The sequence below is a fragment of the Gloeobacter violaceus PCC 7421 genome, from assembly GCF_000011385.1.
Lineage (GTDB): Bacteria > Cyanobacteriota > Cyanobacteriia > Gloeobacterales > Gloeobacteraceae > Gloeobacter > Gloeobacter violaceus.
Genome location: NC_005125.1, coordinates 1,411,481 through 1,432,149, shown reverse-complemented (window position 1 = coordinate 1,432,149; position 20,669 = coordinate 1,411,481). Strand labels below are relative to the sequence as shown.

General features: G+C 62.4%; 20 protein-coding genes, 2 tRNA genes and 1 pseudogene. 18 read left to right on the top strand and 5 right to left on the bottom strand.

Features of this window, described 5'->3' with window-relative positions:
* Nucleotides 1-96: 96 nt before the first annotated feature.
* The gene (locus tag GLL_RS06960) at nt 97-876 is read right to left on the bottom strand and encodes a M48 family metallopeptidase (RefSeq protein WP_011141339.1); all 780 of its coding nucleotides are present in this window, start codon (nt 874-876) and stop codon (nt 97-99) included.
* 36 nt (nt 877-912) lie between these two features.
* On the opposite strand from GLL_RS06960, the gene GLL_RS06955 reads away from it, so the two are divergent.
* The 7 genes from GLL_RS06955 (at nt 913) to GLL_RS06925 (ending at nt 6,666) form a co-directional block, all read left to right on the top strand.
* A complete protein-coding gene (locus GLL_RS06955) occupies nt 913-1,689 on the top strand; it encodes a biotin--[acetyl-CoA-carboxylase] ligase (RefSeq protein WP_011141338.1) in 777 nt (258 codons plus the stop codon).
* Nucleotides 1,686-2,141, top strand: coding sequence for a 23S rRNA (pseudouridine(1915)-N(3))-methyltransferase RlmH (locus tag GLL_RS06950; RefSeq protein WP_011141337.1), 456 nt, complete (start codon nt 1,686-1,688; stop codon nt 2,139-2,141). Before GLL_RS06955 ends, GLL_RS06950 begins: the two co-directional genes overlap by 4 nt.
* 27 nt (nt 2,142-2,168) lie before the next feature.
* Entirely contained in the window at nt 2,169-2,804 is a 636-nt protein-coding gene (gene nusB, locus GLL_RS06945; RefSeq protein WP_011141336.1) for a transcription antitermination factor NusB, read from the top strand.
* A gap of 93 nt (nt 2,805-2,897) precedes the next feature.
* Nucleotides 2,898-4,139: a trypsin-like peptidase domain-containing protein gene (locus tag GLL_RS06940; RefSeq protein ID WP_164928751.1), complete on the top strand. Its 1,242-nt coding sequence runs from the start codon at nt 2,898-2,900 to the stop codon at nt 4,137-4,139.
* A gap of 150 nt (nt 4,140-4,289) precedes the next feature.
* A complete protein-coding gene (rpoD, locus tag GLL_RS06935; protein ID WP_011141334.1) occupies nt 4,290-5,342 on the top strand; it encodes an RNA polymerase sigma factor RpoD in 1,053 nt (350 codons plus the stop codon).
* Nucleotides 5,343-5,507: 165 nt separating this feature from the next.
* Complete coding sequence (locus GLL_RS06930) at nt 5,508-6,074, top strand: hypothetical protein (RefSeq protein ID WP_011141333.1); 567 nt, start codon at nt 5,508-5,510, stop codon at nt 6,072-6,074.
* On the top strand, nt 6,061-6,666 hold the full coding sequence (locus GLL_RS06925) for an RES family NAD+ phosphorylase (protein ID WP_011141332.1): 606 nt from the start codon (nt 6,061-6,063) through the stop codon (nt 6,664-6,666). The genes GLL_RS06930 and GLL_RS06925 overlap by 14 nt, the downstream gene beginning before the upstream one ends.
* On the opposite strand, the gene GLL_RS06920 is transcribed toward GLL_RS06925, so the two are convergent.
* Nucleotides 6,547-8,331 (bottom strand): ArnT family glycosyltransferase, encoded by a 1,785-nt coding sequence (locus GLL_RS06920; protein ID WP_164928750.1) that lies wholly within the window; start codon nt 8,329-8,331, stop codon nt 6,547-6,549. The genes GLL_RS06925 and GLL_RS06920 overlap by 120 nt on opposite strands.
* Here GLL_RS06920 and GLL_RS06915 point away from each other — a divergent pair.
* The gene (locus GLL_RS06915) at nt 8,319-9,272 is read left to right on the top strand and encodes a cobalamin-binding protein (protein WP_011141330.1); all 954 of its coding nucleotides are present in this window, start codon (nt 8,319-8,321) and stop codon (nt 9,270-9,272) included. The two genes, GLL_RS06920 and GLL_RS06915, sit on opposite strands and share 13 nt — an antisense overlap.
* A 2-nt stretch (nt 9,273-9,274) precedes the next feature.
* On the opposite strand, the gene GLL_RS06910 is transcribed toward GLL_RS06915, so the two are convergent.
* Entirely contained in the window at nt 9,275-10,057 is a 783-nt protein-coding gene (locus tag GLL_RS06910; RefSeq protein WP_011141329.1) for a Uma2 family endonuclease, read from the bottom strand.
* A 202-nt stretch (nt 10,058-10,259) separates the two neighbouring features.
* Here GLL_RS06910 and GLL_RS06905 point away from each other — a divergent pair.
* The 3 genes and pseudogenes from GLL_RS06905 to GLL_RS06895 all read left to right on the top strand — a co-directional run.
* Nucleotides 10,260-10,427: pseudogene (locus GLL_RS06905) on the top strand (nitroreductase); the annotation flags it as partial.
* A 92-nt stretch (nt 10,428-10,519) separates the two neighbouring features.
* Complete coding sequence (locus GLL_RS06900; protein WP_011141327.1) at nt 10,520-11,518, top strand: hypothetical protein; 999 nt, start codon at nt 10,520-10,522, stop codon at nt 11,516-11,518.
* Between the two features lie 78 nt (nt 11,519-11,596).
* Entirely contained in the window at nt 11,597-13,786 is a 2,190-nt protein-coding gene (locus GLL_RS06895) for a glycoside hydrolase family 57 protein (RefSeq protein WP_011141326.1), read from the top strand.
* 36 nt (nt 13,787-13,822) lie between these two features.
* On the opposite strand, the gene purQ is transcribed toward GLL_RS06895, so the two are convergent.
* Nucleotides 13,823-14,521, bottom strand: a complete 699-nt coding sequence (purQ, locus tag GLL_RS06890) for a phosphoribosylformylglycinamidine synthase subunit PurQ (RefSeq protein ID WP_011141325.1) — start codon at nt 14,519-14,521, stop codon at nt 13,823-13,825.
* A 151-nt stretch (nt 14,522-14,672) separates the two neighbouring features.
* Here purQ and hisD point away from each other — a divergent pair, with 151 nt between their 5' ends.
* Both hisD and GLL_RS06880 read left to right on the top strand, forming a co-directional pair.
* Complete coding sequence (gene hisD / locus GLL_RS06885) at nt 14,673-16,010, top strand: histidinol dehydrogenase (RefSeq protein ID WP_011141324.1); 1,338 nt, start codon at nt 14,673-14,675, stop codon at nt 16,008-16,010.
* The gene (locus GLL_RS06880) at nt 16,010-17,068 is read left to right on the top strand and encodes a histidinol-phosphate transaminase (RefSeq protein ID WP_164928749.1); all 1,059 of its coding nucleotides are present in this window, start codon (nt 16,010-16,012) and stop codon (nt 17,066-17,068) included. The genes hisD and GLL_RS06880 overlap by 1 nt, the downstream gene beginning before the upstream one ends.
* On the opposite strand, the gene GLL_RS06875 is transcribed toward GLL_RS06880, so the two are convergent.
* Nucleotides 17,049-17,852, bottom strand: coding sequence for an inositol monophosphatase family protein (locus tag GLL_RS06875; protein WP_011141322.1), 804 nt, complete (start codon nt 17,850-17,852; stop codon nt 17,049-17,051). The genes GLL_RS06880 and GLL_RS06875 overlap by 20 nt on opposite strands.
* Before the next feature lie 74 nt (nt 17,853-17,926).
* Here GLL_RS06875 and GLL_RS06870 point away from each other — a divergent pair, with 74 nt between their 5' ends.
* From GLL_RS06870 to GLL_RS06850, 5 genes are all read left to right on the top strand, one after another.
* Nucleotides 17,927-18,577 (top strand): DUF4272 domain-containing protein, encoded by a 651-nt coding sequence (locus GLL_RS06870; protein ID WP_011141321.1) that lies wholly within the window; start codon nt 17,927-17,929, stop codon nt 18,575-18,577.
* 23 nt (nt 18,578-18,600) lie between these two features.
* Nucleotides 18,601-18,990 carry a DUF6887 family protein gene (locus tag GLL_RS06865; protein WP_164928406.1) on the top strand — a complete coding sequence of 130 codons (390 nt, stop codon included), beginning with the start codon at nt 18,601-18,603 and terminating at the stop codon, nt 18,988-18,990.
* A gap of 69 nt (nt 18,991-19,059) precedes the next feature.
* A tRNA-Tyr gene (locus GLL_RS06860) sits at nt 19,060-19,141 on the top strand.
* Between the two features lie 11 nt (nt 19,142-19,152).
* A tRNA-Thr gene (locus GLL_RS06855) sits at nt 19,153-19,224 on the top strand.
* A 207-nt stretch (nt 19,225-19,431) separates the two neighbouring features.
* Nucleotides 19,432-20,580, top strand: a complete 1,149-nt coding sequence (locus GLL_RS06850; RefSeq protein ID WP_011141319.1) for a hypothetical protein — start codon at nt 19,432-19,434, stop codon at nt 20,578-20,580.
* Nucleotides 20,581-20,669 lie beyond the last annotated feature (89 nt).

Here is a 20,669-nt window from a genome sequence, read left to right as displayed (position 1 = left end):
GGCGGGGATGAGCGCGAGGGATGAACCGCTGTCCAGGCCATCATTCATTGTGCAGCGAAACCGCCCCCGTCGCTACGGCCGCTTCGAAATCGGGGATCAACGGCGGCGCGTGGGCAGCCCCTCGGTGCGGATGATCTCCTCAAGCCGCTGCACGCGGTTGGCCGAGGCAGGATGGGTGCTCAAAAACTCGGCACTGCCGCCACCGCCCTGCAGACGCCTTAAAAAATCCGGCAGTCCGTTGGCGGGATAGCCTGCCCGGGCGAGGTTGCGCACGCCGAGGGCGTCCGCTTCGTACTCGTCGTCGCGCGAGTAGCCACGCTGGTAGAGGCTCACACCCAGACCGACCAGCAGGTTGTCGTTTTGACCCAGGGCGCCGGCGATGCCCTGGGTGACGGCCGCCTGACGCATCTGGTTGATGGCGTGGCGGGCCACCAGATGACCAATTTCGTGGGCCATCACCCCGGCCAGTTCGGCGTCGCTGCGCACACCTTTTGCCAGACCGGCATTGACATAGACGTAGCCGCCCATGGTTGTGAAGGCGTTGACACTGCGGTCGTTCACCACAAAAAAGCGATAGGGCAGATTTGGCCGTCCGCTGGTGCGGGCCAGTCGGCGGCCGATGTTGGCAACCCGAGCAGTCAGGCGCCGGTCGCGCGAAAGGCGCACTTTGCCCTGGCGCACCAGCTGTTCGTGGATGCGCCGGCCGTAGGCGGCCTCCTGGGTATCGGAGAGGTTGTCGAGGGCAAAGTACTGAAAGGCGCCGTTGAGCAGACCCTCCAGGCCCTGCGCCCGGGCCGGGTTGGCAAAACCGCCGCCCAGCAAAGCCGCTGCTAAAATGAACGCTATTCCTGTCTTGGCTGCTTCGGTAAACAGCATGGCTACGCCCCAAAAATAAGATTTACCCCTATCTCAATGATCCTGGATAAGCGCAAATTTCAACTGCACTTAAAGACAGAAACCCTCGGCCACGGGTTTCATCTGTACGAGCGGATCGATTCGACCAATCGCCTGGCGATGGAGTTTTTGCGCGAGGGCGCTGCCGAGGGCACGACCATCCTCGCCGAGCAGCAGACCGGCGGACGCGGCAGCAACGGTCGCCAGTGGGAATCGCTTCCCGGCGGGCTGTACCTGTCGGTGATCCTCAGGCCGCAACTGAAGCTCGCCGATATCTTTCAATTGACGTTGGTGGCAGCCTTTGGCGTCGCCCAGAGCCTCGGCCGCCTTACCGGGGCCGATGTGCGTCTCAAGTGGCCTAACGACCTGGTTATCGAGCAGGGTAGGCGCCTTGCCAAAGTCGGCGGCATCCTCACCGAGACCCGCATCCAGGGCGACCGGCTCGCGGGGGCGGTGGTGGGTATCGGCATCAACTGGGACAACCCGGTGCCCGCCGAGGCGGCCCGCCTCAAGCCGCTCTCGCGGCGGGATCTCGACTTGGCGCCGGTGGCGGCGGCGGTGCTTCTGGGCCTGGAACAGAGCTATCAGCTCTGGCACCAGCGCGGTATCGAGCGCATCGTGAGCGGCTACGAACGCTATCTGGTGAACCTGGGTCAGGCGGTGGAGGTGCCCGGCCACGACGGCCAGGGTCGGATCATCGGCATCGACGAGCGTGGGGCGTTGCGGGTATTGTTTTTAGACGGCGGTGAGGCGCTGGTCATGCCCAGCGAATTGCGGCTGGGCTACGCGCTGTGAGGATCAAGCTGGTCGCGGTCGGACGGCTGCGCGAGGAGGCTTACGAGCGGGCCTGTGCAGAGTACGCCCGGCGGCTGGCAGCCTATGCCCGCCTGGAATTGGTGGAAGTGCGCGACGCCCGCATCGCCGACAGCCGGGCGGGCCTGCTCAAAGAGGGCCAGGCTCTGCTGGACCAGCTGCATCCCGGCGAGCACGCAGTCTTGCTCGACAGCGGCGGCAAGCAATTTACCAGCGTCGAATTGGCCGATTGGCTCGAAAACCATACCGTGCAGGAGCCGGTCTTCATCGTCGGCTCAAGCCACGGCGTCGCTCCAATGGTTCGGGAGCGGGCACAGATGGTCTGGTCGCTCTCGAAGCTGACCTTTCCCCACGAACTGGCGCGGGTGATTGTGCTGGAGCAGCTCTACCGCGCCGTCACCATCCTGGCCGGGCACCCTTACCACCATGGCTAAGATAGATAGGCCGTTACCCCTGTCGCCATGCAAGCCCGCCGCATCGCCCGCGAACTCGCCTTGATGAGCATCGGTCAGATGCCCGCCGACCGTTCGCGCCTGCAGGCAAAGAACCTCGAAGAACTGGTGCTCGCCTCGGTGCGCACGCTGCGCGAGGAGGCCAACGAGAGCCTCCAGAGAGCCTGTACCGAGCTGCGACAGGGCCACAACCGCCTGGAGGCGAGCGAACTGACGGCACCCACCGTCGAGGCGGCCCGCCGCGAGGTGGCGGCGGCGATCGCCCTGGCCGAGCAGGCAATCAACCGGGTGGGCGCCTCGCTGGAGTTGCCGGAGTTCGTGCGCCTGGCGGACGAGTTGCAGGTGCGCGCCTATGCCTTCGAGCTGCTCGGTGCCTTTGTGCGCGAGGGGGACAATCTCGACAAGCTATTGGACACCTGTATGGAAGGTTGGCAAGTCGAACGGCTTACACGCATCGACCGCGACATTCTGCGTCTGGCGCTGGTGGAAATGGTGGAACTGAAGAGTGTCCCCTTTCGCGTCGCCATCGACGAGGCTGTCGAACTGGCCAAAAAATATAGCACAGACACCGCCGTCCGCTTCATCAACGGCGTCCTGCGGCGGGTGGTGCAGCATCTGCAGCTGGAACAGCGCCCGCGCCGTTGACGTCTAGAATTGCGAGTGCGAGCGGCCCCCGGGCGCGGTGCTAGGATAGCCGTTGAGCGATTTGTCCGCGAACTTACGAGGATTGCTGGAAGTATGCTGAGCCATTGGAAAAAAAGACTTGTACAGCTTGCTGTTGTCGGAGCGGTGGCGGGCGGCAGCTTTTCACTGGGTACCTTTGCGGTGCGCCAGGTTGCGGGTGTTCCCCTGGCGGCGGCTCCGGCCCCGCAGGCGAGCCTGACCAGCAGCGATTCGGTGCCGCTTCCGGCTCTATCGAGTGCCGAAGGTCCGCAGCGGGCCTCCGCGGCCACGACTTTCTTGGGTCCCAACTTCATCGCCGATGCGGCCGAAAAGGCTTCTCCAGCCGTGGTACGCATCAACACCGAGCGGGTGCGCGAGGTGGGTGGCCGCACGCCGCTGGAGCAATTTTTTCCTGAATTCACACCGCGCCGGGGCGGCATGCCCCGCCTGGAGCAGGGGGCGGGTTCAGGCTTTATCCTGAGCGGTGACGGCACCGTGGTCACCAACGCCCATGTCGTCGAAAAGGCCGACAAAGTCTACGTCACCCTGGGCGACGGCCGCAAAACCACCGGCAAGGTGATCGGCGCCGACCCGCTCACCGACATTGCCGTAATCAAAATCGACGCGGGCATTGACTTGCCGACCGCCCCGTTGGGCGACTCGGACAGGTTGCGCGCCGGTGAATGGGTGATTGCCGTGGGTAATCCGCTGGGCCTCGATCACACCGTCACCGCCGGCATCATCAGTGCCCTCAAGCGCTCCAGCAACGAAGTCGGTGTGCGCGAGGACCGGCGGCTCGACTTTATCCAGACCGACGCCGCCATCAATCCGGGCAATTCCGGCGGCCCGCTGGTCAACATCTACGGTCAGGTGGTGGGCATCAACACGGCCATTCGCGCCGACGGCCAGGGTATCGGCTTTGCCATCCCGATCAACAAAGTCAAAGAGATCACGGCGAGTTTATTGAGGGACGGCCGGGTGATTCGCCCCTACATCGGCATCTCGATGGTGAGCATTACCCCCGAACTGCTGCGCGAACTCAAAGAGAACCCCGACGTCGCCAAGCTGCCCCAGGCCGAAAAAGGCGTCTGGATCCGCGAGGTGATCAAAGGCTCCCCCGCCGCCACAGCCGGGTTGCGCGCCGACGACATTATTGTCGAAGTCGACGGCAAAGCGGTTTCTGAGGCCAGGCAGGTGCAGGAACTGATTGGAGCGCGCAAGGTGGGCGACACCGTCTCGGTCAGTGTCCAACGCAACAGCAAGCTCTCGACTTTTGAAGTGCGCACGGTGGAATTGAGCCAGACACCGCTCAGCTAAGTCGTTTACGCCGTCAGGACAACTCCACCGCTGCGCGGATGCCTACCGGGCGGTGGAGTCATCAGCTAAAGAAAACGTTAAACAAACCTGGCGCGGATCCTCTCTACCCCATACTGGGGTGTAATCGCACTTCTTGCAGTGTGAAAGGGGATGAGACAGCCGATGCCGAGCGACGACCTCTGGTCCGACGAAGTGCTGGTAGAAGCGGAAGCGGAGACCGAGGTCCTCGCCCCCGAGGAATTTACCGTCGTCCGCGGTAGCACCGACGATCTGGTGCGGCTGTATCTACAAGAAATCGGCCGGGTGGCGCTATTGAAGCCTGCCGAAGAAATCGAACTGGCCCGCCGCATTGCCACCTGGCTTTCACTCGAAGAAAAGCGCAGCAAATTTCAGGCCGTCGCTGCCGAATCGTGGCTCGAATCTGCGAATCTGACGCCCCAGCAGTGGTCCACCATCGTCCGCGAGGGCGAGCGCGCCAAGGCCCATCTGGTCAAGGCCAACCTGCGTCTGGTGGTCTCGGTGGCCAAAAAATACCAGGGGCGCGGCCTGCATCTGCTCGATCTCATCCAGGAAGGCACCCTCGGCCTGATCCGCGCCGCCGAAAAGTTCGATTACACCCGCGGTTTCAAGTTTTCGACCTACGCGACCTGGTGGATCCGCCAGGGTATCACCCGCGCCATCGCCATGCAGGCGCGCACGATCCGCTTGCCGGTCCACATCGTCGAGAAGGTCAACCGCATCAAAAAGGCTACCCGCCAACTCTCGCAGCAGTTGGGCCGCTCGCCTTCGGAGGATGAGATTGCCCAGGCGGTGGAGATGGACGCGGATCAACTGCGCTTTGTGCGCAAGGCCATCCAGTTGCCGGTGTCGCTGGAAACCCCCGTTGGGCGCGAGGAAGATACCGCCCTGGGCGATCTCATCCAGGCGAAGGGCAACGAGCCCGAGCACGGTGTGGTGCGCGATTTGATGAACCAGGATCTCGAATCGCTGCTCCAGACTCTGACACCCCGCGAGCGCGACGTGCTCCGGTTGCGCTACGGCCTCATCGACGGCCGCTCGCGCACCCTGGATGAAGTTGGCCAGCAATTCGGGCTCACCCGCGAGCGCATCCGTCAGATCGAGGCGCGGGCGCTGCGCAAACTGCGCCACCCGCAAAGGCTCCAGCGCGTGCGCGAGTATCTCGAAGGCATCGAGAATACGTAATTTACTTCTCCAAATGTGTGCGTTTTTACTGTGCTCAGCAATTGCTACGTCAGTTAAGTTGATAAGCCCAATCTCTCATCGCTCGGCGCACCCAGACTTCCGACAGCCTTGACATCGCTTACATAAAAGTTATGCTTGGCGTGCAACTTGACATTGCTGACATCTATGGCTGTCGTCTCTCGGGAAGAAGCTCAGAAGCTGGAGCTGTTGAAGGATCTCAGCGTCCAAGAGGTGCAGACCTTTGCCCAAATCCTGAAAGAGCAGGTGCACCGTTCACTCGAGAACGGCTCTGGGGAGATCGATGCGTTGCTCGGACGCCGCTATAGTCTGCAGGATCGCGCGCAACTGGAGTTGGAGTCTCTGGCAAGAGCCTTTGCACACCGCCGTGAGATCCTGACTGCGACCATTTCCGCGCCGGAGGTCGCCAAACTGCTGGGTACTTCGCGTCAGACACCGCACGATCGGGTGAAGGCCCGTACGCTCCTGGCAGTCATGGACAATGGCATCCTGCGTTTTCCGCTGTGGCAGTTCGATCCGCAGGGACTGGATGGGGTGCTCGCGGGTCTGTCGGCGGTGCTGAAGGCTTTGCAGGTTGCTGACTTTGCCAAAGCTTCCTGGTTCGTGCGCCCCAACCCAGTGCTCGATGGGCTCTCACCCGCGGACGCACTCAAGAAGGGTATGCTCGACCGGGTACTGGAAGAAGCCGCAGCGGTCGGGCGTGGTCAGAATTGATCCGCCCCCACCCAGGCGGCCGGTTGATCCCCTGTTCTATGCTCTGCCGGCGGGTACGCCCCTTTGGCGTATTTTCGATCCATCCCGATTTAATAGTCAGGCACTGACGTTTCGATCCTTCGGCCCTATCCATCGCTTCGAGCACCACCGGGGTCCGGGGCAGGCGGAGGATTCGCAACGCGCTATCTACTACTGCGCATTTACCCTTTCGCGTTGCCTGGTCGAAACTTTTGGAGACACCGGCAAGGTCAAAATCGAATCACAACAGCTGGCCTTCATCCAGTCGCGCAAGACGTTGCAGTTATTGGACCTGCGTGGCCCCGGCGCCATGAAGGCAGGCTCAGTGGCGGCCCTCGCGAAGGTGCCCGATCGGGGGTTAAGCCAGTCCTGGTCGCGCTACTTTTACGATGCATACCCCAACATCGACGGCCTTCTTTGCTACAACGCGCACAACGACGAGGAATCTATCGCGTTATACGAGCGGGCTGCGAACGCTTTGGTTCATGAGCGCTCCTTCGCCCTGAACGATCCCAGGCTGCGCCCACACATCCTGGAGGCGGCCAACACCAACAACATGACCATTACTTATTGAGACGCGGTTCGGCTCCCCCCGTTTTGCAGCCATTGCATGAAGACTTACACCTGAGGAACTGGAGTTGTCGGCATTGACGCGCCGAGCAAGGGTCCAGCCAAAGACTTCGACGAGCGGCTTGTAGATAAAGCCCGACTTGTCGAGCAATTGGCGCGATTCGGGGGAGAGCCACCAGTGGCGCTGGGTATCGTCTGCGCGCACCCCGGCCGCATCGAGTTGCACGCTCGGGTTGGGAGTGTAGAACGTCAAGGCGATAAATTCTGAGACCCGCTCGCCATTCTTTTCGTAGACCATGGCAATCGGAGCGTCCGGATCGATGTAGCCTGCGAGGCGCTGCTGGGAAAAGGCTTTGAAGTCGGGATAGAAGTCGCCCAGGAAGGTGGTGAGGACCGCGAGCAGCAGGGCGAAGTACGGACCGCCGATGAGCGAAACCGTCCAGAGCGTCTGGGCGGAGGGCAGGCTGCGCCGAACCCGGAAGAAGACCGGCACCCCCAGCCAGAGAATCCCCAGAGCCAGGCCCAGGGGCAAATAAAGCTGCACCCCGTCTATCCAGGTGGGGTTGAAGGCAAGCACTGGGGCCGCAACAACCAGCAATAGACCCACCATTCCCACCAGGAAGCTGGTGGCGGCCAGGGAGCGTCCGCGCCTGCGCTGCCAACAATGGTCGATCCACACCCCGGCCAGCAGGGCAATAAACGGGCAAGCTTGGATCAAGTAGTACGGTTCTTTGGTAGAAAACAGCTGCAACAGCGACAGCAGTACCAGCGGATAGCTCCAGAGCAGCAACGGCGCCTTTTTTTCGCGCTGGAGCGCCCAGACTCCGCCCAGGGCCAGAAAGGTCCACGGGAAAGTATTGGCCGGTAAGTTCCAGAAATAGTAGAACGGCCCCACCGGATGAAATTCTTTGTTGCCGAGCTTAAACAGATGCCCGAACAGCTGTTCGTAGACGAGCGCGCCGTAGACGTTCGTGGCCGTCGCGTACCAGGAGCCGAACAGCCCCACCCCGGCCGCGAGTCCGGCATAAAGATACGGGTTGGTGAGCAAACGGTGCTCGCGGTTGCGCCAGATGAGCCAGGGCAAGGTGGCGACGGCCGGCAGCAGGATCATCGTTGTCTTGAGGAGCAATCCGAGCCCGACGGCGATACCCCACCCGGCGGCGAGCGCTCTCCAGCCGGGCCGGACGGCCAGCAGCAGACAGCCCAGGCCCGCCAGTTCGAGCGTAGTGAGGATGACGTCGGTGACGGCCACACGCCCGTAGAACAACCACAGGTACATCGTGGGCAGCACCAGTGCCCCAAGTAGCGCCCGGCGCGGCCCCACCAGCGTCCGGCCAATCCAGTAGGTGAGCAAGACTCCCGCCACCCCGGCAATCACGCTCGGCAGCCTGGCGCTCCATTCGCTAATTCCGAACGTCTGAAAGCTGATGGCAATCAGCCAGGGGTTGAGGGGGGGCTTCTCGAACCAGGGTTCTCCCAGAAAGCTCGGGGCGAGCCACTGGCCGCCACGGATCATTTCGCGCGCCATCTGGGCGTAGTAGCCCTCGTCGGTGCCGATCAGGCTCTGGCGGCCCGCGTGCAGCAGCAGCAGCGGCGCGGTGTAGACCATCAGACCTAAGCTGGTAAGAACATCCGCAAAGGAAGGAGCGCGCTTCGATGACTGCAGCATCGCCTCTGGGCTCTCTGTCGCCTGACCTTGAACAACGGATTGTAACATTGATACCCAGCGCCACTGAGATCGTGGCGGTGCTGGGGCTTGCTTCTCGGCTGGTAGGCCGCTCCCACGAGTGCGACTATCCCGAATCGGTGCGCGTACTGCCCGTCTGCACGCGGCCCAAATTTGATCCGGTAGGCACCAGCCGCGAGGTGCACGAGCGGGTGAGCAAGCTGCTCGCCACCGCCCTGAGTGTTTACGAAGTGGATCTGGCCATGCTTGAGCAACTGGCGCCTACCCACATCCTCACCCAGGCCCAGTGCGAAGTCTGTGCTGTGAGTCTGTCTGAAGTTGAGGCGGCGGTGGCGGGCCTAACGGGTGGGCAGCCCCATATCCTCTCGCTGCAGCCGAATGTGCTGGGTGACCTTTGGGAGGACATCGCGCGGGTGGGAACGGCCCTGGGTGTACCGTCCGCACACGTCGTCCAGTCGCTGCGGGCGCGGGTAAAAGCTTGCTATGAAAAAGCGCAATCGGCAGGCACCGGTCGCCGGGTGGCCTGTATCGAGTGGACCGATCCGCTGATGGCGGCGGGCAACTGGGTACCGGAACTAGTGGAGATGGCGGGCGGGGTGAACCTTTTCGGCGTGACCGGCAAGCACTCCCCGTGGCTGGAGTGGACGGCCCTGGCAGCCTCTGATCCGGAGGTGATTATTTTTATGCCCTGCGGCTACGACCTGGCTGCCACCCGCAAAGCGGCCCTTGCCCTGGCCGAAAGTCAACCCGAATGGACTTCGCTCACTGCCGTGCGCAAGGGCGAAGTTTTCATTGTCGACGGCAACCAGTACTTCAACCGGCCGGGACCGCGATTGGTCGATTCGCTCGAAATCCTGGCCGAGATTCTGCACCCGGGTTTGTTCGCCTTCAGCTATGCGCCGCATGGCTGGGAGCGGTTGTAAACTCAAATTTCTGTGTCTGGATCCAGGCCCAATGCCTGCAAGCGCTTCGCCAGAGCAGCAGCTTTTTGCTCCGCCTGCGCTGCCCGTTGCTCGGCTTGTTCCCTTGCCTTGCGCTCGCGTTGGGCCAGTTGCAAAGCATCCTCTTCGGCGGTCATAATCCATTCGCCGTTTGCTGCATGCCAGCGAAGCCACTGCCGCTCCACCCCGGAAAACCTTCCCTGCCACAGCCCCAGGCCAATTTGCAACTCTTTGATCCACAGATTTGGCTCGGACAGCTCCTGGTAGCTGGCACCCTCCAACTGAAAAATCCGGAAAATGTTGGCCTCCCGATTGAACAGCACGTAGTATGGTACTCGAAGGATATTTTCGTACACTTCCCACTTGGATGGCGGTTGTTGACCGCGCAGGGTCTGGCCTTGATCTGCTTCCTGGGTACTGGGCGAAAGCAGTTCGACAACCACAATCGGCGATCGTCCTTCCTTCCAGGCCACGTAGCTGAGGCGGCCGGAACCCACCAGGCGGGGCACGCCCACCACGGCAAACCAGTCCGGACGCTTGAAAAGACCGGTGTTGAGCGAATCGTAATATAGATTCAAATCCGAGGCGGTGAAGACCCGATCGCAGGGATAAGCCGGCGGCTGAAAGGTCTGAGACAGCAACTGCGGCTGCCAATCGTGAAACTCATCCGGCAAACCGGGTTCCTCCGGATTTTCGCTCGGCAGATCGTACATTGTCGGCAGCGGCGGCTCCGACTGTGATGCGACAAAAGGCCTGAAGCTCGTCATGGCGCCTCTTTATCTGGCGAGATCTGCCAGTAGACCATATCCCATAGTAGATTCATCAAGAGTGCAATCAAGACCAGCATCCAGGTTGTCGGTCGGGGCATCTCGGCAACATGGCGGAGCTGGAAATTGACTTTAATCAATAGTCTTGTACATGCCGGCATGGGACCATTCAGGATTCTGTGACACCTCAAGGAGCCAGCCTATGCAGACTGCTGTCAAAGCGGTAATCGGTGCTGCGGACGAGCCGAATACCGCCATCGCCGTGGTGGTGCCGATCGGTTACGCCGCCGAGCCCGGGCCGAATCCTGGCAGGCTGCCCTTCGAGTACAACGTGTTTAGCGAAACGCTGGGAACTCCGTACCGGCCGTAGGACGATTTGCCGGTGGGCTCCCCTTCGGCCAGGAAGGGGAGCCTTTGGCTTTGTCCCTACAGAAGGAGTGGAAGCGTGGAGATTGACCGGCCATGACAAGCCAGCAGACGGAGCGCGAAGACGAAAATGTATTGGCAGGAGCAACGGTTCCTGCGGCGGTGGCGGGATCCGAAAGACTGGGCGTCGCCTCGGAAAAACTGGGAGCCTACAGCGCAGATCTTGCAAATCAAGCGGACGATATTTTGTGGGAAAGAGGCAGTCAAGAGGCCTTTCTCGATCGGCTGAATGTCGAAGGCCCTCAGCAAGTCGCCTACAAGGCCGCCGAATTTAGCGACGAAGCTGCACAATCCACCGCGCAGATCTACGACGAAGGGATTGCCTTTGCCCAGGAGAAAATCGCGTCGATGACTGCCCAGGCCGACGATCTTGCAGGTAGGGCGGTGGCGGCCGAGACGGCCTCGGGCGGTGCCAGTCTGGCCTCCAACGCCATGCTCGCCTACGCGGTGGCGGACGGTTTTGCCGAAGGGGAACTGACCGAGGCGGTGGTGCACACCGGCGGCGGCCTGCTGGAGAGTGCCTACGACGCGGCCGATGGTGCCTTCGCTTCGGCGGACAACTTTTTGCAGGGCGATTTTGGCGGTGGGTTTGCAGATATCGGCGAAGGACTGGGCAATGCCGGCGAAGAACTGGCAGAGGGTTGGGGCGAGGTGACGACGGATCTGTCCGAGGGCATCGACAACATCGGCGGCAATGTCGCTGGGCTATTTACCGGGGAAACCTGGGCGCGCGCTGCCGATTTTGCCGTCGATACGACCGTCGCCGTCGGCTCGGCCATCGGCGAAGGGGCCGCCGAGTGGGTCGAAAATCCCGGCGAAACCTTAAACGAGGTCACCGGTTTCTTCGGCGAAGTCGGCTCGAACGTGGTGGAAGGGGTGCAGGATCTCTGGGGCAACCTCACCGATAGCGAAGTGGAGCCGGAGGTCTCCGAGGAGGCAGTAGCCCAGGCGGAGCCCGGTATGGAAGCTGCCGAAGAGCCGCTGCCCGAAGAGCAATACGAAGAGGAACTGCCGCCTGAAGCGGAGGAAGCCTGAGGGCATTTCGGCTTGTCCGCCGACACCTTTTTTGTGATCCCCTTGATACCCTGAAAGAAATTTTGGGCAGGGGTCTTTGTGACAAGCCATCCGCTTTACGTGGCCTTTATCTGGCACCAGCACCAACCGCTCTACAGAAGTGCCCTGTCGGGCCGCTATCTGATGCCCTGGGTGCGGCTGCACGGCACCAAGGATTATCTGGATCTGGCTTTGATTCTGGAGCGCTATCCGAAGCTGCACCAGACTTTTAACCTGGTGCCGTCGCTGTTGATGCAGATCGAAGACTATATCGCCGGGACGGCCATGGACCCGTGGCTGGAGGTGCTGCTCAAACCGGTGGCGCAACTCACAGCCGGCGACCGGCGCTTTATCATCGAGCGGTTCTTCGACGCCAACTGGGAAAATCTCATCTATCCTTACCCGCGCTACAGCCAACTATTGGAGATGCGCCAGCAGCACGGCACCAACTGGTGCCTGGAGCACTGGCAGGCGGCGGAGTACGAAGATTTGCTCGCCTGGCACAACCTCTGTTGGTTCGACCCCATTTTTCAGGAAGAAGACCCGCAGGTGCGCTCCTGGATCGCCCGAGACAGCGGCTTCACCCTCGCCGATCGCGAGGCCATCTACGCCAAACAGCGCGAGATCATGAGCCGCATCGTCGGCCAGCACAAAATCATGCAGGAGCGCGGGCAGATCGAGGTGACGACCACCCCCTACACCCACCCGATTTTGCCTTTGCTCGCCAACACCGACAGCGGCCGGGCGGCACGGCCCCAGATGGCGCTGCCGCGCTCGCGCTTCCACTGGCCCCAGGATGTGCGCACGCAACTGCTCAAGGGCAAAGAAAATTATCAGACCCGCTTCGACTGCGATCCGCGCGGGCTGTGGCCTTCGGAAGAGTCGGTGAGCCCGGCGGTCTTGCCTGAGGTGGTGAAGGCGGGTTTCAAGTGGCTGGTCTCCGACGAGGGCGTGCTCGGCTGTTCGATCGACCACTTTTTCAACCGCGACGACTACGGCCATGTCCAGGCGCCGGACTTGCTCTACCGGCCCTATCTGGTGGAGACGCCCGCCGGGCCGGTCTCGGTGGTCTTTCGCGACACCCGCCTGTCGGATTTGATCGGCTTCGAGTACGCCGGTCGCCCGGCGGAGGAGGCCGCCCGCGACTTTATCGAACAACTGGAGGCCATCGGCCGCCTCATCAAGGCCCAGAAAGCCCCCGGGCCGCATTTGGTGACGGTGGCCCTCGACGGCGAGAACTGCTGGGAGTACTACAACCAGGACGGCAAACCCTTCCTCGAAGCGCTCTACTCCCGCCTCTCGCGCCACCGCTCGATCAAACTCGTCACCGTCAGCGAATACCTCGACCGCTTCGGTGCCGAGCGTTCGATCCCGCTCGAGCGCCTCCACAGCGGCTCGTGGATCAACGCCGATTTCACCACCTGGATAGGCGATCCGGTCAAAAACCGCGCCTGGGAACTGCTCGCCCAGGCCCGCCAGGTGATCGAAGGCCACCCGCGCGCCACCGATGCCTCCTGGGAGGCGCTCTGGGCGGCGCAGGGGTCCGACTGGTTCTGGTGGTTCGGCTACGGCCACAGCTCCGCCCAGGACGCTTTATTCGACCAACTCTTTCGCGAGCATCTGCAGGCGCTGTACGTCTCGCTCGGCGAAGCGATCCCCAAGGCCCTCCGTTCGGCCCTGGAGCGCCACGATGCGCCCGGAAGCCGGGTGCCCAGGGCCTTCATCCAACCGCAGATTACCGGATACGGCTTTGAGCAGGAGTGGAGGGAGGCCGGTTGTTACGAGGTGGGCGGGGCGCGCGGCACGATGCACCGGGCGGCTAGTGTCCAGCGCGTCTGGTACGGCACCGATCACCGCCATTTTTATCTGCGCCTTGACTTCGGCGGCGAGCGGCCCCAGGCGGTGCACCTCTACTGGTACTACCCCCACCAGGTTCACCACAACAGTGTCCTGCCGCTCAGGGAACGCCCGGCGCAGGGAACGGCCAGCTACCAGTTTCGCCACGGCCTGGAGTTGCACCTGCAGCATCGCCACTGCCAGTTGAAGGCGGCAGGCGAGTATGACCATTGGCACGATGTGCCCACCTCCACCCGCTTCGCTGTGCAGGAGTGCCTGGAATTGGCCGTGCCCTGGGAAGATCTGGAGATGAGTTCGGGCGTTCAGCCGCAATTTATCGTCGTGCTCGCCCGCGACGGCCGTTTTGAAGCGGCGATTCCCGAAGGGGAAACCCTCGAAGTGCAGGTGCCATAGATCAGGCGTCAGTAAGCCCCTGACGCCTGGCACCGCTCAAACGACAGCCAGGGCGCTTGCCACCAGGCTCTCGAAAAGCCTTCGCCCGTCGCTGCCCCCGAGGATCGGGTCGCTCGCCCGCTCGGGGTGGGGCATCATGCCCAGCACGTTGCCGTGCCGGTTGCAGAGGCCGGCGATGTTGTGGAGCGAACCGTTCGGGTTGCCGACGGCGTCGATGGTGCCATCCGGACGGCAGTAACGAAAGACGACTTGGCGGTTTTCTTCCAGCTCGGCCAGGGTCGCTTCCTCGGCGTAGTAGCAGCCCTCGCCGTGGGCGATGGGCAGGGTAATCACCTCGCCCGGCCGGTAGGAGTGCACCCATGGCAGATCGGTGCGCTCGACTTTGAGAGCCACCCGATCGCAGACGAACTGCAGATCGCGGTTGCGCACCAGGGCACCCGGAAGCAATCCCGCCTCGGTGAGCACCTGAAAACCGTTGCAGATGCCGATCACCAGACCGCCGCGCTCGGCGTGGCGGCGCACAGCCTGCATGACGGGCGAGAAGCGGGCGATGGCGCCGCAGCGCAGGTAGTCGCCGTAGCTGAAGCCGCCGGGGATCACGGCCACATCGCAGCCGTCCAGGTCGTCCTCGGTGTGCCAGACCAGGCGGGTCGGCTGGTCCAGCAGGCCGCGGGTGACAGTGACCACGTCGCGGTCGCAGTTGGAACCGGGAAAGACGATGACGGCGAATTTCATGGCAGGCCCCAGGGCTACGCGACCATTGTGCCAGATCCGGACCCTCGAGGGCTGGAGCAGGCGCGGCAACCGGGACCTGCCGGTATCTGGCCTTGATGATGCCGGACAGATCAGCGAGACTGGTTGGCAGCGCACCCCTGAAGCAAAGCGTATGTTGCGACTGATCACCCAGTTGTCCGAAGCGCAAACCGAAATCAAGCGGATTGCCGCGCGAACGCACTCCGAGCAGGTGCAACACCAAGAAGCGACCGTCCGCGAAATCCTGCAGAACGTTCGCCGCCAGGGGGACGAAGCGCTGTTGCGCTACACCCTCGAATTTGATCAGGTGCGCCTTGCCCCAGGGGATCTGGTGGTGGGCGCCGCCGAACTGGACGCCGCCTATCAGCGGGTCTCCACCAGTCTGCTCAAGGCGATTCGCCTCGCCAAGCAGCGCATCGAGCAATTTCACCGCGAGCGCATCTGCAAATCCTGGGTGCAGTTTCAAGATCGCGGGATTGTGCTGGGTCGGCGCTACACGCCCGTCGATGCGGCCGGGCTCTACATTCCGGGCGGGCGGGCAAGTTACCCCAGTTCGGTGCTGATGAGTGCTATCCCGGCTGTGGTGGCGGGAGTTCCCCGCATCGTGCTGGTCACCCCGCCCAATCCCGAGGGCAAGATCAACCCGGCGGTGCTGGTGGCCGCCCAAGAATCGGGAGTGCACGAGATTTACCGCATCGGCGGCGCCCAGGCGATCGGAGCCCTCACCTACGGTACACGCACGATCGCCCCGGTGAGCGTCATCGCCGGCCCCGGCAATATCTACGTCACCCTGGCCAAAAAACTGGTTTACGGCGAGGTGGGCATCGACTCGCTGGCCGGTCCGTCCGAGGTGCTCATCATCGCCGACAGCACCGCCAATCCGGTGTTCCTGGCGGCGGATATGCTCGCCCAGGCCGAGCACGACTCGCTTGCCTCGGCCATCTTGATCACCCCTGACGGCCGCCTTGCCGAGCGCACCATCGAAGCGGTCGACCGCCAACTCGAAAACCACCCACGCCGCACGCTCACCGAAAAATCCCTCGCCAACTACGGACTGGTGATCGTCACCGCCGATCTGGCCGAGGCGGCGGCCCTATCGAACCTGTTCGCCCCCGAACACCTCGAACTGGAGGTCGAAGATCCCTGGGAGTTGCTCGAGAAGGTACGTCACGCCGGGGCAATCTTCTTGGGCCACGCCACCCCGGAAGCGGTGGGCGACTATCTGGCCGGACCCAGCCACATTCTGCCCACCTCCGGCACGGCGCGCTACGCCTCGGGGGTCGGGGTCGAGACATTCCAGAAGTGCTCCAGCCTGGTGCAGTACACCCCCCAGGCCCTGGCCGAGGTGGGAGAAGCGATCGATGCGTTGACTGCCGCCGAGGGACTGCCTTCCCACGGCGATTCGGTGCGCCTGCGGTTGCAGCAGTACGAAAACCCCCACTCCCCGACTCAACAGCAGCAGGAGGAGTGATGCAACCCTATCTACGCCCCGATCTGGACCGCTTGCAGGCTTACCACGCGCCGCACTTTCCAGAGGCCGACAAGCTCGACGCCAACGAACTGCCCCACGATCTGCCCGAGTGGCTCAAGAACAAGCTCGCCTTTTTGCTGGAGCAGGGCGTGCGAACGAACCGCTACCCCGAGGGCGATCCGTTGGCCCTGAAGGCGGCAATCGCCGAGTACTGCGGGGTCACCTCGGAGATGGTCTGTGTGGGCAACGGCTCAGACGAGTTGATTCGCTCGCTGATCACGGCGACTTGCCTGGGTGGGCGGGGGACGGTGGCAAGCGCCGAACCCACCTTCTCGATGTACCGCATCCTGGCTGAGACCCTGGCGGTGCCCTACATCGGCGTCGCGCGTACGGCCAATTACGGCGTCGATGCGGACGTCCTGGAGGCCGCCGTCGGGGCGAACGGCGTGCGGGTGCTGTTTCTGGCCAATCCCAACAGCCCGACCGGCAACCTGCTTTCTGACGAGATCATCGAGCGCCTCGGATCCCTGCCGGTGTTGGTGGTTCTCGACGAGGCCTACTACGAATTCAGCCGCTTCAGCGCCGTACCTTTGCTGTGGGAGCGGCCGAACCTGGTCATCCTGCGCACGTTTTCCAAAGCCTTTCGCCTCGCCAATTTCCGGGTGGGCTACGCCCTCGCCAACCCCGAGATTGCCGCAGTACTCGAAAAGGTGCGCCTGCCCTACAATCTGCCGGGTCTGTCGCAGCTGGCCGCTTTTGCTGCCCTCGAACATCGCGATGTCCTCCTTGCGGCCATCCCCGAGATCCTGGCGGAGCGACGGCGCATCGAGCGCTTTCTGGCGGATTTCGAGCAGCTCGAGCTATTTCCGAGTGACGCCAATTTTTTGTTTGTCCGGCCCCGCATCGCCGATCCCGAGGCGGTGCGGGTTGCCCTGGCCGGGCGCGGCTCGCTGGTGCGCGGCGCGGCCGGTGGTCTGCGCGTCACCGTGGGTACCCCCGAGCAGAACGACCGACTCATCGCCAACGTCGCGGCGCTCTTTACACCGGAAATGCGGTAGTCAGCGGTTGGACCCGGCCGAGTTGCTCGACCATCGCCGCGTGCACAGCGCCGTTGGTGGCGAGCACCCGGCCCGAGCGCAGATCCAGCGGCGAGCCGTCGTAGGCGCTCACCGTGCCGCCCGCCTCCCTCACCAGCACGATCCCGGCCACCATGTCCCAGGGCGAGAGGCCCCGCTCCCAGAAGCCGTCGAAGCGTCCTGCCGCCACGTAGGCCAGATCCAGCGCCGCTGAGCCGCCCCGGCGCACCCCCTGGGTGAGGTGGGTGAACTGGCAAAATTCGGCGTAGTTATTGTCGGGCGTCTCGCGCCGGTCGTAGGCGAACCCGGTGGCAAGCAGGCTGCGACCCAGCTTTTCGGTAGTCGAGACGGCAATCGGCCGGTGGTTGCAAAATGCCCCCAATCCCCGCGCGGCCGAGAACAGTTCACCTGACACCGGGTCAAAAACCGCCCCCACCACCGGGGTGCCGTCGATGAGCAGGCCGATCGATACGCAAAAAACCGGGTAGCGGTGGGCAAAGTTCGTCGTGCCATCCAGCGGATCCACGGCCCACAAAAAGGGGCTCTCCTCGATACCGGCCAGCCCCGATTCCTCTGCGAGGATGCCGTGGTCGGGGTAGTGGCGCTTGAGGGTAGCGAGGATCACCGCCTCCGCGGCGCGATCGGCGTCGGTGACCAGATTGCCGGGGGTCTTCTCGTCGAAATCCGCGAGCTTGCCCAGATAGCCCAACAGCACTGCCCCCGCCGCCCGCGCCGCCACACAGGCGATATCCAAAAACCGCTCCATCGCCCGCCTCCTTTTGCCTTCTCTCAGGCTAACCGCAGAGGCTGGAACCGTACAGCCCGTCGCGCCCAGCCGCCATGATGATCTTCCAGCCTGCCCAGGCCCGCAAAACCCGTTCGGAGCAGCTGCTCCATCGGCGGGGGATCGCCGTCGATTCCGAGTTGCCCCCCCTGCCCGACGAGCGGACGGTGCGTCTGCGCCTAGATCGGGAGGTGGCCGAACGCGCCCTGGCACTGTTTGCTGTGGCCGCCCGCGCCGAGGGGCTCGACCAGATAGCCGCCATCCGGTTTCTCGAGGAGCGCGCGCTCTGGATGGCCACCACCCGCGAGGAGCAAACTTTTTTGTTGGACCCTGAACCCGACGAGCAAGACCGGCTCCAGTTCGTCTGGCGCTACGAGAGCCTGTGGGTACTGCTCTGGGCGCTTGGGCACCTCGAAAATTTGGGTTGGCCGGGATCCATCTGCGACATCGAGCGCGTCACTTTGATCGCCTGGCGCACTCCGGTAGAAGTGCTCGTCGAAATGGCTGCGCTGCGTTCGGCAGGAGAAATCCTCGACGCGGCGGATCTGACCTACCGCTGTCATTGGGCGGCCGTCGACGCGCGTCTAAGGGGCGAAGACCCACCTGGCGACCTCGATGCGAGCATCGTCTACGAGCGGCACTACGCCCTCAACTGGCTCACCTGTCACCTCGATCAGGAGTGGGACGACATCTCCACGGATGTTTGAACTGCCAGGCGGATACTGAAACTATGCAACCCACCCTGCCACAACTGGTTAAGACATACATCCTCGCCTGCAACCTCACCCGGTTTTACCGCACCATCGACCTGGTTAGATTGGACAGGCGGACCCGATTTGTGGTCATCCTCGCGGGCGAAGAATATCGAGATCGAAGTGTACCCCGACGGTTCCTGGAGCTTCTAGCCATGGATAAACCCGACTTCCAGAATATGCCGCTCAATGAGTTCAAACGCTACATCCTTGACCATCGCGCTGACGACGAAGCTTTTCACACCTACATGGAACGTTCCCGCAAAGAGCGGACCTGGAGCCGGGTGTACCGTGACGGTGAAGAGGAGCAGTTTATGGCAGATCTCATGCGCAGCCTTGAGCAACGGCAAGGCAACGAAGGCGTTTGAGCAATTTTCTTGGCTTACCCCCTGGCAACCCACCGGGGGGCGTATGTTAGCCTGTTGAAGCCGAAAGTTGGGTCGGTGTCCGAGTGGTTAAAGGAGACGGACTGTAAATCCGTTGGCTCTGCCTACGTTGGTTCAAATCCAACCCGGCCCACATTTGTATATGCTGCTATGGCGCAGTGGTAGCGCATCCCCTTGGTAAGGGGAAGGTCGCGAGTTCGAATCTCGCTAGCAGCTTTGAAGCCACGCAAGGCATCGTGTAAGTGTTTGCGCAGATGCAGCCACCAGTCTGTTGCCTCTGTCCAGCCGGTCTAGTCAGAAGAATAGCGGTTGTGATAGGTTCCTTGGGTCGGCTGTGTAGACAAAGAACGTGCGTACGCTGAACGGGCACCTTTCGTTGCGATTCCATGCCTTAAAGCCCTTCCATATTGGTGAGTATTCAAGATGCAAAACGCTATTAAATTTGCAACGTTGCTAGCATTTGCGACGACAATTGCCGGAAGCACCCAGCTTCCACCGCAGGCCTCCGCCCAGACGGCACCTGAGGATGTCCTGGTCTCCGATCCGAGCGAAGGGATAGCCGATCCGGAGTTTGATCAGTACTTTGGACGCTTTACCTGGGTCGACGGCCAGGGCAACGTCTGGCTCGGAAACGTCGATCCGCAGACTGGAGACTTTTTGCCCCCCAACGGCAAAGCCATCCTGGTCGATACTGGTGCAGTCTCCGTCCTGGAAGTGGGCAATGGCCCGGAGTGGGTCTACACCAGCTCCGGCCCCCAGATTGTCTATACCAAATATGACAACAACGGGCGCTTTGCCATCGCCCGGGGCCGCCAAACCGGCGATACCTGGGGGGGGGCACTGCTGCAAAAAGCGAGTGCCCGCTACGGTCCCTACGGCAGCCTCGACCGCTTCGACCCGAAGCCGCGCATTTCCTACGTCGGTCGCGACGCCGCGGGCAAGCAGGTCGTCGAATGGCGCTATCTCGATCAACCGGACAGCGAAGCGGAGATTCCCGGTTCGATCCCGCCGGGGGGGCGTTGGGTGGAGGGATTGCCCGCCATCGTCCTGCCCCAGCGCGCCAAAAGCACCAACCGGCAGGCCTTTTTCTACAACATCGAGACTGGCGAACTGGAGCAACTGACCTTTGACGCCGGAGACAAAGCCCACGTCTTTATGTGGAAAGCTCCGGAGTATAACAATGAGTACATCTTTCTTGCCCTTATCGACGAAACAAGCATTGGCGTATACCGCAAAGTCGACGGAGCTTGGACCCGGATCAACACCGTCAAGCCGCCTTCGGTGGGCAATTACCTCTGGTCGCCCGAACCCTTTGTGCATAACGGCAAGTCCTATCTGATTATGACCACCTCGACCAGCGACGACCAAAAAAGTACGACCGTCCCGACCGACGTCTGGATGGCGGGCATCGACCCGGAAGCGCCGTTTTATAAGCAAGTCAGCGATCCGTCTGTGAAGGTGCGCAAAGATCCGGAAGTTTTCTTTACCGCCAACGGCCCCTATATCTACTACTCGGCCCTCCGGCCGAACGTAATCTACCGGTCGGATCCCGGCCTCGGCCCGGCCCAGTGATCCGGTGCGGGGCTCCCCCCGCACCGGATCAGCGCGATCTTTCAAAAATGATCCCGATAAAACCGGCCGGGCAGTGCGGATTAAAGTCC

Coding starts and splice junctions, on each gene's coding strand:
- rpoD (WP_011141334.1), top strand. CDS start 4,290: ATGAGACAGCCGATGCCGAGCGACGACCTCTGGTCCGACGAAGTGCTG.
- purQ (WP_011141325.1), bottom strand. CDS start 14,521: ATGAAATTCGCCGTCATCGTCTTTCCCGGTTCCAACTGCGACCGCGAC.
- GLL_RS06870 (WP_011141321.1), top strand. CDS start 17,927: ATGATGATCTTCCAGCCTGCCCAGGCCCGCAAAACCCGTTCGGAGCAG.
- GLL_RS06875 (WP_011141322.1), bottom strand. CDS start 17,852: ATGGAGCGGTTTTTGGATATCGCCTGTGTGGCGGCGCGGGCGGCGGGG.
- GLL_RS06960 (WP_011141339.1), bottom strand. CDS start 876: ATGCTGTTTACCGAAGCAGCCAAGACAGGAATAGCGTTCATTTTAGCA.
- GLL_RS06910 (WP_011141329.1), bottom strand. CDS start 10,057: ATGACGAGCTTCAGGCCTTTTGTCGCATCACAGTCGGAGCCGCCGCTG.
- GLL_RS06955 (WP_011141338.1), top strand. CDS start 913: ATGATCCTGGATAAGCGCAAATTTCAACTGCACTTAAAGACAGAAACC.
- GLL_RS06900 (WP_011141327.1), top strand. CDS start 10,520: ATGACAAGCCAGCAGACGGAGCGCGAAGACGAAAATGTATTGGCAGGA.
- GLL_RS06940 (WP_164928751.1), top strand. CDS start 2,898: ATGCTGAGCCATTGGAAAAAAAGACTTGTACAGCTTGCTGTTGTCGGA.
- GLL_RS06920 (WP_164928750.1), bottom strand. CDS start 8,331: ATGCTGCAGTCATCGAAGCGCGCTCCTTCCTTTGCGGATGTTCTTACC.
- hisD (WP_011141324.1), top strand. CDS start 14,673: ATGTTGCGACTGATCACCCAGTTGTCCGAAGCGCAAACCGAAATCAAG.
- GLL_RS06930 (WP_011141333.1), top strand. CDS start 5,508: ATGGCTGTCGTCTCTCGGGAAGAAGCTCAGAAGCTGGAGCTGTTGAAG.
- GLL_RS06865 (WP_164928406.1), top strand. CDS start 18,601: ATGCAACCCACCCTGCCACAACTGGTTAAGACATACATCCTCGCCTGC.
- GLL_RS06915 (WP_011141330.1), top strand. CDS start 8,319: ATGACTGCAGCATCGCCTCTGGGCTCTCTGTCGCCTGACCTTGAACAA.
- nusB (WP_011141336.1), top strand. CDS start 2,169: ATGCAAGCCCGCCGCATCGCCCGCGAACTCGCCTTGATGAGCATCGGT.
- GLL_RS06850 (WP_011141319.1), top strand. CDS start 19,432: ATGCAAAACGCTATTAAATTTGCAACGTTGCTAGCATTTGCGACGACA.
- GLL_RS06880 (WP_164928749.1), top strand. CDS start 16,010: ATGCAACCCTATCTACGCCCCGATCTGGACCGCTTGCAGGCTTACCAC.